Here is a 13,794-nt window from a genome sequence, read left to right as displayed (position 1 = left end):
AGCTCGGTTTTATTTATGATTCCAGAACTCGGACACTTCGCGTTAATCCTTGCTTTATGTTTAGCAGTGGTACAACTCATTTTTCCTTTGATAGGGGCCGCCCGTCAAATTCCTAACTGGGTAGCCGTTGCCCGCCCAGCTGCTGCAGGACAACTTGTCTTTGTTTTACTTGCTTACGCTTGTTTAACTTATGCCTTTATTACTAACGACTTTTCCGTCAGTTATGTTGCGCAGAACTCCAACTCACAGCTACCACTGATTTATCGCATTGTCAGTGTTTGGGGTGGACATGAAGGCTCTCTCCTCCTCTGGGTGTTAACCTTAGGATTTTGGACAGTCGCCGTTGCCAGTTTTAGCCGTAACTTACCACCTGTTACCGTTGCTCGTGTTTTAAGTGTCATGGGATTTATTAGTGTAGGTTTCCTGCTCTTTCTCATTGCAACCTCAAATCCTTTTGAGCGTTTAGCGGATGCCCCTGCAAATGGACGCGACTTAAACCCCTTATTACAAGACCCTGGATTAATTATTCATCCTCCCATGTTATACATGGGTTATGTTGGTTTTTCCGTTGCCTTTAGCTTCGCCATTGCCGCTTTACTCAGTGGGCAATTAGACAGTGCGTGGGCACGGTGGTCACGTCCTTGGACATTGATTGCGTGGGTATTTTTAACTATTGGTATTGCATTAGGCAGTTGGTGGGCTTACTACGAATTAGGCTGGGGCGGTTGGTGGTTTTGGGATCCTGTCGAAAACGCCTCCTTTATGCCTTGGTTGGTCGGTACTGCTTTATTACATTCCCTCGCTGTTACCGAAAAACGTAGCGCATTCAAAAGCTGGACAGTTTTACTTGCCATTATTGCCTTTTCACTCAGTTTATTAGGGACATTCCTTGTTCGCTCTGGTGTCTTAACCTCGGTTCATGCCTTTGCAACAGACCCAACCAGAGGCACATTTATTCTGATTTTCTTAGGTATTGTTATCGGTATTTCCCTGTTCTTGTACGCATGGCGTGCACCGAGCATGGGACAAGGCGGACATTTTGAACTGTTTTCTAAAGAAACTTTATTACTGCTTAACAATATTTTCCTTGTTGTCACCACTGCCTGTATTCTCATCGGCACGCTCTACCCCTTGTTTTTAGACGCGCTTAATTTAGGCAAATTATCCGTAGGGCCTCCCTACTTTAATAAAGTCTTTTTCTTCCTGATGGCTCCCTTACTGATTTTATTAGGAATTGGCTCACTAACTCGTTGGAAGAGTGATAAACCTCAACGTTTAATCAAACAACTTTGGTTTCTCCTCTTACTCAGTATTGTTTTAGGCATTGCCGTGCCTGTGTTCTATTTAGGCGAAGCAGGATTAATCGTCTTTCCAGGTCTTGCGGTTGCTTTCTGGATTTTATTAACTATCGTAAAAGACTTATTAGAGAAAACCAAACATAAACCTAGCTTTTGGCAAGGGTTACGCGATTTACCACGCAGTTTTTACGGTATGAGCATTGCGCATTTTGGCGTTGCGGTGTTTGTTGTTGGCGTGACGCTGACGAATGCTTATAGTGTTGAAGAAGATGTACGTTTAGAACCTAATGTCGAATTAGATGTTGCTGGATTTCATTTCATTTTTGAAAAAACTGAGCATATACAAGGTTCAAACTACACCGCAGAACGAGCAACAGTACGTGTGCAGAAAGATGGAAAAGATGTGACCGTTTTACATCCAGAAAAACGCATGTACTTAGTACGTACAATGCCCATGACTGAAGCGGGTATCGATGCAGGGTTATTCCGTGATATTTATGTTTCTATGGGCGAACCTTTAGGGGGGGGCGCGTGGAGCGTGCGAATTTATTATAAGCCTTTCATTCGTTGGATTTGGCTAGGCGCGTTATTAATGGCATTTGCGGGAGTCTTATCGGCAACGGATAGACGTTATCGGCGTGTTGCAGAAAAAACGGTAAAAGTTGATAAATCAGTATCAGACCTAAATCCTGCAACGGTCAGTTCTTAAAAACTATCAAACCTGATAACCGATAGGGTAATGTTTATCTGTTATCAGGTTTTTTAGAAACGCTGTAAACAAAAAATGAATGCAAATGCAGGTAAAACAATTGTATTAGGGATATAGAGAATTTTTGTAGAGGTACTAAAAATGAGGGAAATTTTTAAGAAGGGAAAAAAAGATTGGTAGCGAGGGCAGGATTTGAACCTACGACCTTCGGGTTATGAGCCCGACGAGCTGCCAGACTGCTCCACCTCGCACCAGAGAAGACACAGTATAAACACGTTATAGATGTTATGCAAGTTATTTCATCTGCCTTTTAGCAAAAAAGAATAGGTTGTTTATCAGTAAGCTCTAATGCTTTATTTTATATTGTTTTTATAAATGCTTTGTATGATGGTTAAGCGTCGCTTGTGTTTTCAATGGGGAATCAATCCAAACAGTAAACGAACCTGTGTATAATTGTTTGTTCTTCATTTCGCTTAAATTGTGTCCCTTCATGATGTCAGAAACCCATTGTTATCATTGTGGATTACCCATCCCTGAAAAAACTTATTTACCTGTGCGGATTAATGGTGAAACTCATTGTATGTGTTGCGCTGGTTGTCAGGCTGTCGCGCAAGCTATTGTCGATAGTGGTTTAACGGATTTTTATACCTATCGCACCGACAACGCGCCAACAGGGCGGGAAGTTGTCCCCACTTTTTTACAGCAAACGACTGTTTATGATAATCCACAGATTCAAAAGCGTTTTGTTCGTACAGAAGGGGAGCATATTCGCGAAGCTGCGTTAATTTTAGAGGGGATTACTTGCGCGGCGTGTGTTTGGTTGAATGAACGTCATTTGCGCGGTTTAAAAGGGGTGTTAGCAGTTAGTGTGAATTATTCTACTAATCGCGCTCGGGTACGTTGGGATAATAGTCAGATACAGTTAAGCGAAATTTTACAAGCGGTTAGTCGTATTGGTTATCTGGCACATCCTTATGACCCTGACCGCCAACAAGCGATTTTAGAGCAAGAACGCCGTTATTATCTGCGTCGCATTGGGGTTTCTGGCGTTTTAAGTATGCAGATTATGATGTTTGCCTTGGCGATTTATGCGGCGGAATGGTCAGGCACGCAAATAGAACCTGAGTTTCGCGTCTTGTTTAATTGGGTGAGTTTGTTGCTCACTATTCCCATTATGCTTTATACCGCAACCCCATTTTTTAAAAATGCATATCGGGATTTATCTTTGCGACGGGTGGGGATGGATGTGCCTGTGGCGGTGGGTTTATTGTTGGCATTTGTGGGGAGTGTTTGGACCACGGTCGTACAAGGGACTGACCATGTTTATTATGATTCAGTCAGTATGTTTGTATTTTTCCTGCTCAGTGGGCGTTATTTTGAATTAGTCGCACGGCAAAAAAGCGCGCATGCGTCTGAAAATCTTGTCCGTATTGTGCCTAATATGGCGACCCGTTTAACCACGACTGCAAACGGTGTACAAGAAGATTTAATCCTTGTTGCGGATTTAGGGGTAGGGGATACGGTGTTAATTCGCCCAGGTGAAAATATTCCCGCTGATGGCATGGTGATAACAGGCTGTTCTAGCATTGATGAGTCGTTATTAACAGGTGAAAGTCGCCCAATGTTGAAACAGCAGGGGGATAAGGTTATCGCAGGTACGATTAATATTGAAAGCCCGTTACAGATGCGGGTGGAAAAAGTCGGCGCGGATACGGTGTTATCGCATATTTTGCGTTTATTAGAACGGGCGCAAACGGAAAAACCGCAAATTACACAGTTTGCAGACCAAATTGCAGGTTGGTTTGTGGCTGGGGTGTTGTTGCTCTCGGTATTCGTAGCGGTGTCTTGGTGGTTGATTGACCCTAGCCGTTGGTTAGAAATTACCCTGTCAGTTTTAGTTGTGACTTGTCCTTGTGCTTTGTCATTAGCAACACCGACCGCAATTACGGCAGCGACTAGCACATTAACCCGTATCGGACTGCTTACAACGCGCGGTCATGCTTTAGAAACGCTTGCCCGTGCAACGCATATTGTTTTTGATAAAACAGGTACGTTGACGATTGGACAGCTAACTTTGCGTCAAACACAGCATTTTAGTGCGTGGTCAACACAGACTTGTTTAGCATATGCGACTGCGTTGGAAGTCCATTCTGAACATCCTATTGCGAAAGCTTTACGAAAAGCGGGCGAAGCGAGTCCTTACACTGCAACACAGGTGAGTAATCATGTCGGTGCAGGTTTACAAGGGGAGATTAATGGCAAGGCGTATTTTGTTGGTACGGCGGAATTTATTCGAGTACAAACAGCCTTAACTTTATCCGCTGAACAGTTAAAGCCGTTACAGGCAAGTGGTGATAGTTTGGTGTATTTAGCGGATAAGCAAGAGATTCATTGTGTGTTTTTACTTGGCGATGAATTACGTGCAGGGGCGCGGGCGGTGATGGATATCTTGCGTCAACAAGGGAAACAGTTGTTTTTATTCAGTGGCGACCATGAAACTGCTGTGCGTCAAGTGGCGGAGTCGGTTGGTATTGATAATTATGCGGCTGCTTTAACGCCTGCGGAAAAATTGGAAAAAGTCCATGCTTTGCAAGCGCAAGGGGCGATTGTGGCAATGGTTGGCGATGGGGTAAATGATGCGCCTGTTTTGGCACAAGCACAGGTGTCGATTGCAATGGGGAGCGGCACGCAGATTGCGCGGGCAAGTGCGGATATGATTTTGTTATCTGAACAATTATCTAATTTGCATTTGGCGATTCAAACCGCACAAAAGACTTTAACAATTATTCGGCAAAACTTAGCGTGGGCAGTGGGTTATAACGTGTTGGCATTGCCTGCGGCTGCCTTGGGATTTGTTCCGCCTTGGTTGGCGGCTTTGGGGATGTCGTTAAGTTCGTTATTAGTCGTTGTTAATGCGTTGCGTTTGGTTAAAAGATAATTGCTTTTTCTCTCTCATTCACTGATTAAATATTTTTAAACGACCATGTTCACCCTGTTTCTTTCTCGCTTATTAAGTGCGCTCACTGTGATGTTGGGCGTGGTGACGTTGGTGTTTTTATTGATTCATTTAGTGCCTGGTGACCCTGTTCAAGTGATATTGGGCGAGTCAGCAACAACAACAGACCAAGAAGCCTTACGCCATGCGTTAGGTTTAGATCAGCCCTTATTAATGCAGTGGTGGCTGTATGTAACAGGTTTGTTACACGGTGATTTAGGTACGTCATTAACCGCAAAAGAGCCTGTTAGCCAATTACTGTGGCAACGTTTACCCGTCACGGCGTTATTAGCGGTTAGTGGTTTAAGCGTTGCAATTTTACTTGCGTTTCCTTTGGGGGGATTAGCAGCGTTATATCCACATCGTGCTATAGACCATGGGGCAATGATATTTGCGTTATTGGGTGTTTCTATTCCTAATTTTTTAGCGGGACCTGTTTTAATTTTGTTTTTTTCGCTGACTTTGGGCTGGTTGCCTGTTAGTGGACTGGAAGGGGCTTCGTCATTAGTGTTACCTGCGCTAACGATGGGAACGGCATTAGCGGCAATTTTGGCGCGGATGGTACGTGCAACATTATTGGAAGTGCTTCATGAGGATTACATCCGAACTGCAAAAGCTAAAGGGTTAAATCAGTATCAAATATTAGTGAAACATGCTTTACGCAATGCTTCTTTACCGTTATTAACCATTTTAGGCTTACAACTGGGCGCATTATTGGGCGGTGCGGTCATTACTGAAACCATTTTCGCCTTGCCTGGTATTGGCTTACTCACTATAGAAGCGATTCAACAGCGCGATTATCCCGTTGTGCAAGCCTGTGTTTTATTAATTAGCTTAACCTACGTCATGGTGAATATGGCAACGGATATGCTTTACACGTGGTTAGACCCGAGAGTGCGTTATCGTGCGATTTAAATCGGCAACGTTTTTGTCTTCTATTATTTTTTTAATCCTTTGGTTTAGCGTTGCTTTAATCAGTGACTGGCTACCACTGACACCGAACAATGTGCAATTGGCGCACATTTTACAGCCACCCTCCGCCGAGGCTTGGTTAGGGTATGATGATTTAGGTCGTCCCTTATTGGATAGGTTGGTAAAAGGTGCACATACTTCGTTATTAGTTGCCTTGTTAGTTGTACTGATTTCGCTCTCGGTCGGTACATTGATTGGCATGATTAGCGCGTGGTTTGGGGGCTGGGTGGATTTAATTATTGTTCGAGTTATTGATATATTCCTCGCCTTCCCCGGTATTTTGCTGGCTATTGCCTTATCTGGCTTACTTGCACCTGGTATTAATAATGTCGTATTTGCATTATCTATTGTCGGTTGGGTAGGATTTGCCCGTTTAGCACGAGCGCAAACTTTATCGTTAAAACATCGAGAGCATGTGCTAGCCGCGCAAGCTCTTGGGGCAAGTAGTCCCCGTATTTTATGCCATCATGTTTTGCCACTGCTCACCGCCCCATTGGTTATCGAGGCAACTTTTGGCATTGCTTCTGTGGTCATTGCAGAAGCGGGTTTATCTTTCTTAGGGCTAGGCGTACAACCGCCAACAGCTTCGTGGGGGAGTATGATACGTGATGGTACAAATTATATGTTAGTCGCGCCCCATACCGTTTTAGTTCCTAGCACTGCATTATTATTAGTCGTTTTATCTGTAAATTTACTGGGGGATGGTTTACGCGATTATTTAGATGTTAAGACGCGCCAATGTCGGGAATCCTAATGCAACAAGTACCACTGAGTTTTTATCTTTGGGTTGGTTTCGGCGGGTTTATCGGTTCAATAGCACGCTATACCGTTACCTTGTGGATGGCTCGTTTAACAACGGGTTTTCCATTAGGGACACTTATCATTAATATTTTAGGGTGCTTTTTAATTGCCTTAATCGCTGGACTTGCCAGTAAAACCAATTTAATCACGCCAGAAATGCGCTTATTTCTTGCAACAGGCTTTTGTGGCGGATTTACGACTTTTTCTTCTCTGATGTACGAAGTAATGACCTTATTAGAAGATGGACAATGGTTTTATGTCAGTCTTTATATCGGTGGTAGTGCAATCGGGGGATTTCTTGCCGTTTATATCGGTTTTTGGCTAATAGAACAATGGGTTTAAACGCGAGAAAATACAGATATGAGCTTAAACGGAGAAGCCACTTTATTACGCATTTTTATCGGGGAAATGGATAAACTCAAACATCGTCCCTTGTATGAAGTTATTACCGATATGGCAAAAACGCAGGGATTAGCGGGCGTGACCATTTTACGTGGTTTATTAGGCTATGGCGCGTCGAGTCAAGTTCACACATTTAAATTGCTAGAATTATCGACTGATTTACCCATTGTGATAGAAATCGTCGATAATCCTGAGAAAATACAAGCTTTTTTACCAACCTTAGAAACGCTATTCACCACAACCACCCATGTAGGCGGTTTAGTGACTTTGGAAAAAGTGAATGTGATTCACTATCGCGCAGCTATTACTCCGTCCAAAAAAAACACCGATTAATACAACGAAGGTGCAACCATATACCCTGTAAACGGGTCATAAGTTGGTACAACAGCCCTATCAGGCACAACCATCAAACGCATATTAGGCAATAAAAAAGACTGCTGACCATTATCAATAGGATAGTCACGGACTTCAGTTTGTGGACTAGGTAAGCCATTCATCCTTTGTCTTTCAAATTGATTATTGTAAAAAGGCACTGAAGGATATATTGGGGTCAACTGCTCTTGATACGGCATAGGCATATATAACGGATTATTTCCCAGCGTCGCAGGCGTTACCGTCTCCAAAGATTGCCCATAGAAAGGACTTACAGAATAAGCAGGCATCAGGGTTTGATACGCTGGCGGATAGGTCGCTGTGGGCGAATTATTCCAATACTGTCCTTCATTGCCCATTCCACCGATAGCAGGTACAGAATATGGGCGATACTCGGTAGGAGGAACTATTGTAGCCTGTTCAGGTACTTGATAACGATTATCTACGGGATAATTTCTCCCTTCCATGCTATTCATCATATCAAGAGACGAAGGTTGATAAGGACGATAATCAGGTGATGCAATCGCTGTTTGCTCAGGGGTTCTATAACGATTTTCTGTGATAGTTGGACTCGTTACTGTCGCAGACTCCTGCAAAGGACGATACTGTGGCTCACTGCTTGCTTGTGCTTTCCATGGATTATATAACGGTAGTGAAATGACAGACGCTTGCGGATTTGGGGCTACTTGCCACACATTAGCTGGCTTAGGTTCATTCACATAATGACTTGATATGGGTGTCTGCCAAACTGTTGGCGATGTCTCAGCCGCAAACACGGGCGGATGATTATCCGCGAAGAATAAACCGCCTAAAAATGCCAACATCAGCCCAAACACACAGCGAATATGCTGTTTTAACCAAGCCAGATAGTTCATCATATTTACATCACAAATCGTTTTATGTCGAAAAAACAAACCCAGTATAAACCGCCTATTGCTTCATCATCTCCATAATAACCGCTTTAGCGATAAAACCGACCATTCCCAGCCCTAATGCTAAAAATAACGTAAAATATCCCCATTTACCCGCATTAGAATCCTTCGCTAAACGATAAATGATAAACATCATATACGCCATTAACCCCCCTACACACACGGTTAAAATGACATCTTCATACTGCATCCAAAGTTGCGAATCCATACTGAATTAACCTTAAGCAAAAAGAAAATAACTTACATAAAAACAAATAATAACTAACACACTGATTAAGCTATCAGTAGATAATAATGACACACTCCATTATTCATTGTTAAAGAAAAAAAAGACAGTTTTATGAAATTTTCGCAAAATCCTACTAAAAGACATTTTTCTCATCTACTTTCTGCAAGGCATAACCAGCAAGAGACAATAAACACCGAAACATAATATATCGTTGACATTATCCTGTCATATCCCTAATGCAAAATTAACTCAAATAAGCAATAACTTACAAAGCAATAGGTCGTGTTTTTTACTGAGGGTCGTTTTTTATGTTGGAATACGCTTTAACCGATGATTTATCACACACAGATGCACAACTCACCATGGTAGAAAACACTGTGGGCAGCATCATCAAAGCACGTGTTTATCTTGAACCAAACTCGACCATCGAACAAGCAGGCAATATTTTCGCCTCCAACAAAGACCTACACGCTATCGCAGTCGTTGATGAAACAAACCCCGTCGGCATCATCCACCGCCACCAAATCATGGACATCTTTGTTCAACCTTTTGGGCGCGACCTCTACGGCAAAAAATCCGTTTCCCGCTTCATGGATCCACAACCCCCAATTATTGAACATAGCACCTCATTCAAAGAAGCAAGCCGATATATTACCAAAAATACCAATACCACCTTTATTCAAGACTTTATCATCACCAAACAAGGACAATATGCAGGTATGGGCAATGTCCTCTCCCTGCTAGAAAGCATTACTACCCTACAAATAAACCAACTCAAAGCCGAAAATACCCGCCTCTCCACAGAACTCGACGTTACCCGTCGCCTACAACAAATGCTTCTCCCCAAAGAGCACGAACTGAGCCAAATCAGCGGACTAGAAATCGCGGGATTTATGGAACCTGCTGACGAAGTCGGGGGCGACTACTACGACGTACTCAAACACGGCGGGCGCGTTAAAATTGGCATCGGTGACGTAACAGGACACGGTTTAGAAAGCGGAGTCCTCATGCTCATGGTACAAACCGCCGTCCGCACCCTACTTGCCGCCAACGAAACCGACCCCGTCAAATTCCTCAACGCCGTCAACAGCACCATCTACAGCAACACCCAACGCATGGATGCTGACAAAACCATGAGCCTCATCCTCCTAGACTACCAACCCGACGACAAAAACACAGGCACAGGCGGCACCGTACTACTCAGCGGACAACACGAAGAAGTCCTCGTCGTTCGCGTTGGTGGCAACGTTGAACGTGTCAGAACCGACATGCTAGGCTTTCCCATCGGACTTGAAGAAAACATCAGCGAATTTGTCGCCCAAGTAAAAATTCACCTCAATACAGGAGACAGCGTAGTCCTCTACACTGACGGCATCACCGAAGCCCAAAACGAAGCTAAAATACTCTACGGTGTAAAACGCATCTGCGAAGTCCTCGAAAAAAACTGGCAAAAAACTGCAACCGATATTCGAGAAATCCTCATCGAAGACGTGCGCAACCACATCGGCAAGAAAAAACTCCAAGACGACATAACCCTACTCGTACTACAACAAAAATAACCCAAAAATTATCCACAACAAACCATAAAAACAACACAAATAACGACGAATAACGGTTGTAATTGGCATCACATTTGAATACGCTTCATACAAACAATAGCAAAATGCTATTAGGTAGTACCTACATGGACACTAACGGGTGCTGTTATTCTTACAACGTATTACACATACACCAAACAACACCATGCCATTTACCACCAAATACCCAACACTGCTTATCCGTCAACTATATCGTCAAATGATGATAGATAGCGCAACACAGCGAGGAGGCAATGGTAAACTCGTGAATTCAAACGATGCACAGTTCACAGAACGACTCAATCAACAACCAGAACTTAAAAAACAAGTTATTGCACTCCTAGACCTCATAGAAAACAACCTATCGGGTGATACAATACTCAAAGATGCAATAAATTCCGCCCTAACCCTAATGCAAGACACGCTTAAGGAAGAATACTCCCTCCGAATGGTTGACAGTATGACAAAAGATAAACAACTCCCTATCTTACACGTACCCAGCAAAGCCCATCGGATATTTGGCGACTTTACCTTCGAACCCACTGCCGACCGAGAATACCTAGAACTAGGCTTCTCCCCCAGCTCAGTTCCTCTCCGCCAACGCTGGCGCAACAACGGACTATCCGCTAGCTTTCTCGGCGACTACCTCACCACCTTCTTTCCCACAAACGATGCCAACCCCAGCAGCGTCAAACGGCGAAAGAAAATAAAAGGGGCAGTCACCTACATCGCCAACGAACTCCTAGAAAACGCGATGAAATTCAGTATAGAAGGCTCTCACCTTCCCGTCAGCATCCACTTACAACTACACTCCGACCGCATCGTCTTCTACGTCACTAACAGCGTAATACCTGGCACACTAGAAAAATTCTACCAATTCATAGAAGAACTCAGAAGCAGCGACCCCCAAGAACTCTATGTTCAACAAGTAGAAAGAAATATGGAAGATGAAGAAGGCGGCTCATCAGGCTTAGGACTACTCACCATGATGAATGATTACGGCGCAAATGTCGCATGGCGATTTGATACGATACAACTAGAACCCGAAGAAGTTATGGTAACAACAATGGTTCAACTAATCGTTTAGATTTTTGTGCAGGAGCTTAAAACAGTGAACATAGAAACGGAAGATTACAAAGTCATATACGATGAAAGCGCATCAACTGTTACCTTTCAAGGGTTTTTACAACTGAATGGCATGACAGAATATGCTCCCATCACAGACTTACTAAACGGCATAGCAGATAAAACCCCGCCCCATATAAAACTAGACCTACGAAAACTAGAACTACTGAATAGCTCTGGCATCAACATGATATCCAAATTTGTGTTAAAAATTCGCAAAATGGAAACAATAAACATGAGCGTTTTAGGCTCAGAAGACGTAGAATGGCAAGATAAATCACTAAACAACCTAAAACGACTAATGCCAAATTTACAATTAGAATGGGAATAGTCTTAAACAAATAACACCCTTAAATAACACACCCCCTTTTAACCATTCCCATGTAAACCAGCATGGGAAGACTTTTTTATTGCCCCCTCAAAAAATCAATTCTCACGGCTTGACCCACATCACAAATCCCTATATGCTTTTCATTCCTTTCTTGAAGTCAGCGTGATTGCAATATTTACAATCACCCATCCAAAAAAGGGCGATTAGCTCAGCGGGAGAGCACTGCCTTCACACGGCAGGGGTCACTGGTTCAATCCCAGTATCGCCCACCACTTACAAACATCTATCTCTAAAAACGTGCTAAAAACGTGTTCAATGAGTTAATTTAATCTTGAATTTATAGTTTAATTTCATATAGATAATTCACTTTCTACCGTGCTAAAAACGTGCTCTTATCTAAAATAGATGTCGGTAGCTTTTCCTTAACTTCTTATTATTGAATTAATAAAACGTCTTAGTAACGGATAGCAAATTTTGCTTGAACCTTATGCCACAATAAAAAATTTAAAAAAATGGTAGATAAACATTGCAAATTTAAAAAATGTTTACTAAAGTCTTTTGCAATTTGTACAACCCAGTGGCTTTTTAGTCACATAAGCAACCGATAGGAGAAATAAATCATGCAACTTACTCATTTGAATCACCCACTTAAAAACTAAGCCTTTCGCATGATGAATGCTGGAAGGCAAGTTAAATGTTGTCTTCTAGCGATTTCTCCCGCTCGTATTGAGCAGAAAAACCCCAGTTGACAACTTAAAAAGTTCGCGCTGGGGTTTTTTTATGCCCAGCAATTTAATGCTTTGTTGTACAAGGATATTTAATTATGCCTGTTAAAATGGTATTAGAAAAAGGCAAAGTTCCCGTGAATATTTACACGGATGAAATTGAATCCTCTGCTTTAGACCAATTAACCCAAATTTCACAATTACCATTTGTGCATCATCACGTCGCCGCGATGCCTGATGTACATACAGGAATTGGTGCAACGGTTGGTTCTGTGATTCCGACAAAATCCGCTATTATTCCGTCTGCAGTTGGGGTTGACATCGGTTGTGGTATGAATGCATTACGCTTGTCATTAACTGCAACTCAGTTGCCTGATAATTTAAAGCCGATACGTTTGGCGATTGAAAACTCGATTCCTGTTGGTTTTAATCAACATTCACGGGCTAGTGTTGCTAATTCTACGTTAAAACAGCTAGATAAAGGGATTGATAACATACTGGCTAAACATCCTACCATCAGTAAGATGATGAAGCGTATTCATGATACGTGGACGTGTCAATTGGGTACGTTAGGTGGTGGTAATCATTTTATTGAGTTGTGTTTAGATGAAAATCAAGCTGTTTGGGTCATGTTACATTCTGGTAGCCGTGGAATTGGGAATAATATTGGCACATATTTCATTGACTTAGCGCGTAAGGATATGGAACGCCTACAGGTACAGCTTCCTCATCGAGATTTAGCGTATTTTCCTGAAGGTACTCAGTATTTTGATGATTACGTCGAAGCAGTGCATTGGGCGCAAGATTACGCGATGGAAAATCGTCGAGAAATGATGCGTTTAATTTTGGAGTCTTTGCGTAAGGTTTTCCCGTATTTTGAAATTACTAAAGAAGCCATTAATTGCCATCATAATTATGTGTCTATTGAGGAGCATTTCGGCGAAAAAGTCTATTTAACCCGTAAAGGGGCAATTAGTGCGCGTGAGGGACAATTAGGCATTATTCCCGGTAGTATGGGGGCTAAGTCTTATATTGTACGGGGAAAAGGCAATGCAGATTCGTTTTGTTCTTGTTCTCATGGGGCGGGACGGCGCATGAGTCGTACCGCAGCGAAGAAGCATTTTAGTCGTGAGGATTTAGAACGGCAAACGGCTGGGGTTGAATGTCGTAAAGACAGCGGGGTTTTGGATGAAATTCCCAGTGCTTATAAGGATATTGATGTGGTGATGGAAAACCAAAGCGATTTGGTCGAAGTTGTTCATACCTTGAAACAAGTCGTTTGTGTGAAAGGTTAGGTTTTTAGATTTAAGGGATACCACTGTTTTA

The 13,794-nt window shown here is 42.7% G+C and carries 12 protein-coding genes and 2 tRNA genes; 11 read left to right on the top strand and 3 right to left on the bottom strand.

The genetic code is table 11. The annotated features are described in order from the left end of the window. The first annotated feature begins 15 nt into the window (after positions 1-15). Positions 16-2,007 (top strand): heme lyase CcmF/NrfE family subunit, encoded by a 1,992-nt coding sequence (locus tag BEGALDRAFT_RS12145; protein WP_002690396.1) that lies wholly within the window; start codon positions 16-18, stop codon positions 2,005-2,007. 174 nt (positions 2,008-2,181) lie between these two features. On the opposite strand, the gene BEGALDRAFT_RS12140 is transcribed toward BEGALDRAFT_RS12145, so the two are convergent. Then, positions 2,182-2,258, bottom strand: a tRNA-Met gene (locus BEGALDRAFT_RS12140). 239 nt (positions 2,259-2,497) lie between these two features. On the opposite strand from BEGALDRAFT_RS12140, the gene BEGALDRAFT_RS12135 reads away from it, so the two are divergent. Genes BEGALDRAFT_RS12135 through BEGALDRAFT_RS12115 form a run of 5 tightly spaced genes read left to right on the top strand, consistent with a single transcriptional unit; the run spans position 2,498 to position 7,510 of the window. Then, positions 2,498-4,945: a heavy metal translocating P-type ATPase gene (locus tag BEGALDRAFT_RS12135; RefSeq protein ID WP_002690394.1), complete on the top strand. Its 2,448-nt coding sequence runs from the start codon at positions 2,498-2,500 to the stop codon at positions 4,943-4,945. Positions 4,946-4,990: 45 nt separating this feature from the next. Continuing rightward, positions 4,991-5,917 (top strand): nickel ABC transporter permease, encoded by a 927-nt coding sequence (gene nikB, locus BEGALDRAFT_RS12130; RefSeq protein ID WP_002690392.1) that lies wholly within the window; start codon positions 4,991-4,993, stop codon positions 5,915-5,917. A 13-nt stretch (positions 5,918-5,930) separates the two neighbouring features. Next, positions 5,931-6,728, top strand: coding sequence for an ABC transporter permease (locus BEGALDRAFT_RS12125; protein WP_040295593.1), 798 nt, complete (start codon positions 5,931-5,933; stop codon positions 6,726-6,728). Further along, positions 6,713-7,117: a fluoride efflux transporter CrcB gene (crcB, locus tag BEGALDRAFT_RS12120; protein ID WP_198284639.1), complete on the top strand. Its 405-nt coding sequence runs from the start codon at positions 6,713-6,715 to the stop codon at positions 7,115-7,117. Before BEGALDRAFT_RS12125 ends, crcB begins: the two co-directional genes overlap by 16 nt. A gap of 18 nt (positions 7,118-7,135) precedes the next feature. Further along, entirely contained in the window at positions 7,136-7,510 is a 375-nt protein-coding gene (locus tag BEGALDRAFT_RS12115) for a DUF190 domain-containing protein (protein WP_002690389.1), read from the top strand. On the opposite strand, the gene BEGALDRAFT_RS12110 is transcribed toward BEGALDRAFT_RS12115, so the two are convergent. Both BEGALDRAFT_RS12110 and BEGALDRAFT_RS12105 read right to left on the bottom strand, forming a co-directional pair. After that, complete coding sequence (locus BEGALDRAFT_RS12110) at positions 7,507-8,427, bottom strand: hypothetical protein (protein WP_002690387.1); 921 nt, start codon at positions 8,425-8,427, stop codon at positions 7,507-7,509. The two genes, BEGALDRAFT_RS12115 and BEGALDRAFT_RS12110, sit on opposite strands and share 4 nt — an antisense overlap. A gap of 52 nt (positions 8,428-8,479) precedes the next feature. Then, positions 8,480-8,689 carry a DUF2788 domain-containing protein gene (locus tag BEGALDRAFT_RS12105; RefSeq protein ID WP_002690385.1) on the bottom strand — a complete coding sequence of 70 codons (210 nt, stop codon included), beginning with the start codon at positions 8,687-8,689 and terminating at the stop codon, positions 8,480-8,482. A 329-nt stretch (positions 8,690-9,018) separates the two neighbouring features. On the opposite strand from BEGALDRAFT_RS12105, the gene BEGALDRAFT_RS18350 reads away from it, so the two are divergent. From BEGALDRAFT_RS18350 to BEGALDRAFT_RS12080, 5 genes are all read left to right on the top strand, one after another. Beyond that, positions 9,019-10,269, top strand: coding sequence for a SpoIIE family protein phosphatase (locus tag BEGALDRAFT_RS18350; protein WP_002690383.1), 1,251 nt, complete (start codon positions 9,019-9,021; stop codon positions 10,267-10,269). A gap of 139 nt (positions 10,270-10,408) precedes the next feature. Then, positions 10,409-11,374 (top strand): slr1658 superfamily regulator, encoded by a 966-nt coding sequence (locus BEGALDRAFT_RS19555; protein WP_002690381.1) that lies wholly within the window; start codon positions 10,409-10,411, stop codon positions 11,372-11,374. Between the two features lie 24 nt (positions 11,375-11,398). Continuing rightward, entirely contained in the window at positions 11,399-11,743 is a 345-nt protein-coding gene (locus BEGALDRAFT_RS12090; protein ID WP_002690379.1) for a slr1659 superfamily regulator, read from the top strand. 197 nt (positions 11,744-11,940) lie between these two features. Next, positions 11,941-12,015 (top strand) — tRNA-Val (locus BEGALDRAFT_RS12085). Positions 12,016-12,566: 551 nt separating this feature from the next. After that, a complete protein-coding gene (locus tag BEGALDRAFT_RS12080) occupies positions 12,567-13,763 on the top strand; it encodes an RtcB family protein (RefSeq protein WP_002690378.1) in 1,197 nt (398 codons plus the stop codon). Positions 13,764-13,794: the final 31 nt, after the last annotated feature.

Origin of the sequence: Beggiatoa alba B18LD, from assembly GCF_000245015.1 — a bacterium.
Classification (GTDB): domain Bacteria; phylum Pseudomonadota; class Gammaproteobacteria; order Beggiatoales; family Beggiatoaceae; genus Beggiatoa; species Beggiatoa alba.
The sequence above is the reverse complement of the archived record's forward strand: the minus strand, read 5'-3'. Positions and strand labels throughout refer to the sequence as shown.

What these genes read in the sequence shown, in the direction of transcription:
- BEGALDRAFT_RS12145 (WP_002690396.1), top strand. Translation starts at nt 16, where the DNA reads ATGATTCCAGAACTCGGACACTTCGCGTTAATCCTTGCTTTATGTTTA.
- BEGALDRAFT_RS12135 (WP_002690394.1), top strand. Translation starts at nt 2,498, where the DNA reads ATGATGTCAGAAACCCATTGTTATCATTGTGGATTACCCATCCCTGAA.
- nikB (WP_002690392.1), top strand. Translation starts at nt 4,991, where the DNA reads ATGTTCACCCTGTTTCTTTCTCGCTTATTAAGTGCGCTCACTGTGATG.
- crcB (WP_198284639.1), top strand. Translation starts at nt 6,713, where the DNA reads ATGTCGGGAATCCTAATGCAACAAGTACCACTGAGTTTTTATCTTTGG.
- BEGALDRAFT_RS12115 (WP_002690389.1), top strand. Translation starts at nt 7,136, where the DNA reads ATGAGCTTAAACGGAGAAGCCACTTTATTACGCATTTTTATCGGGGAA.
- BEGALDRAFT_RS12110 (WP_002690387.1), bottom strand. Translation starts at nt 8,427, where the DNA reads ATGATGAACTATCTGGCTTGGTTAAAACAGCATATTCGCTGTGTGTTT.
- BEGALDRAFT_RS12105 (WP_002690385.1), bottom strand. Translation starts at nt 8,689, where the DNA reads ATGGATTCGCAACTTTGGATGCAGTATGAAGATGTCATTTTAACCGTG.
- BEGALDRAFT_RS18350 (WP_002690383.1), top strand. Translation starts at nt 9,019, where the DNA reads ATGTTGGAATACGCTTTAACCGATGATTTATCACACACAGATGCACAA.
- BEGALDRAFT_RS12080 (WP_002690378.1), top strand. Translation starts at nt 12,567, where the DNA reads ATGCCTGTTAAAATGGTATTAGAAAAAGGCAAAGTTCCCGTGAATATT.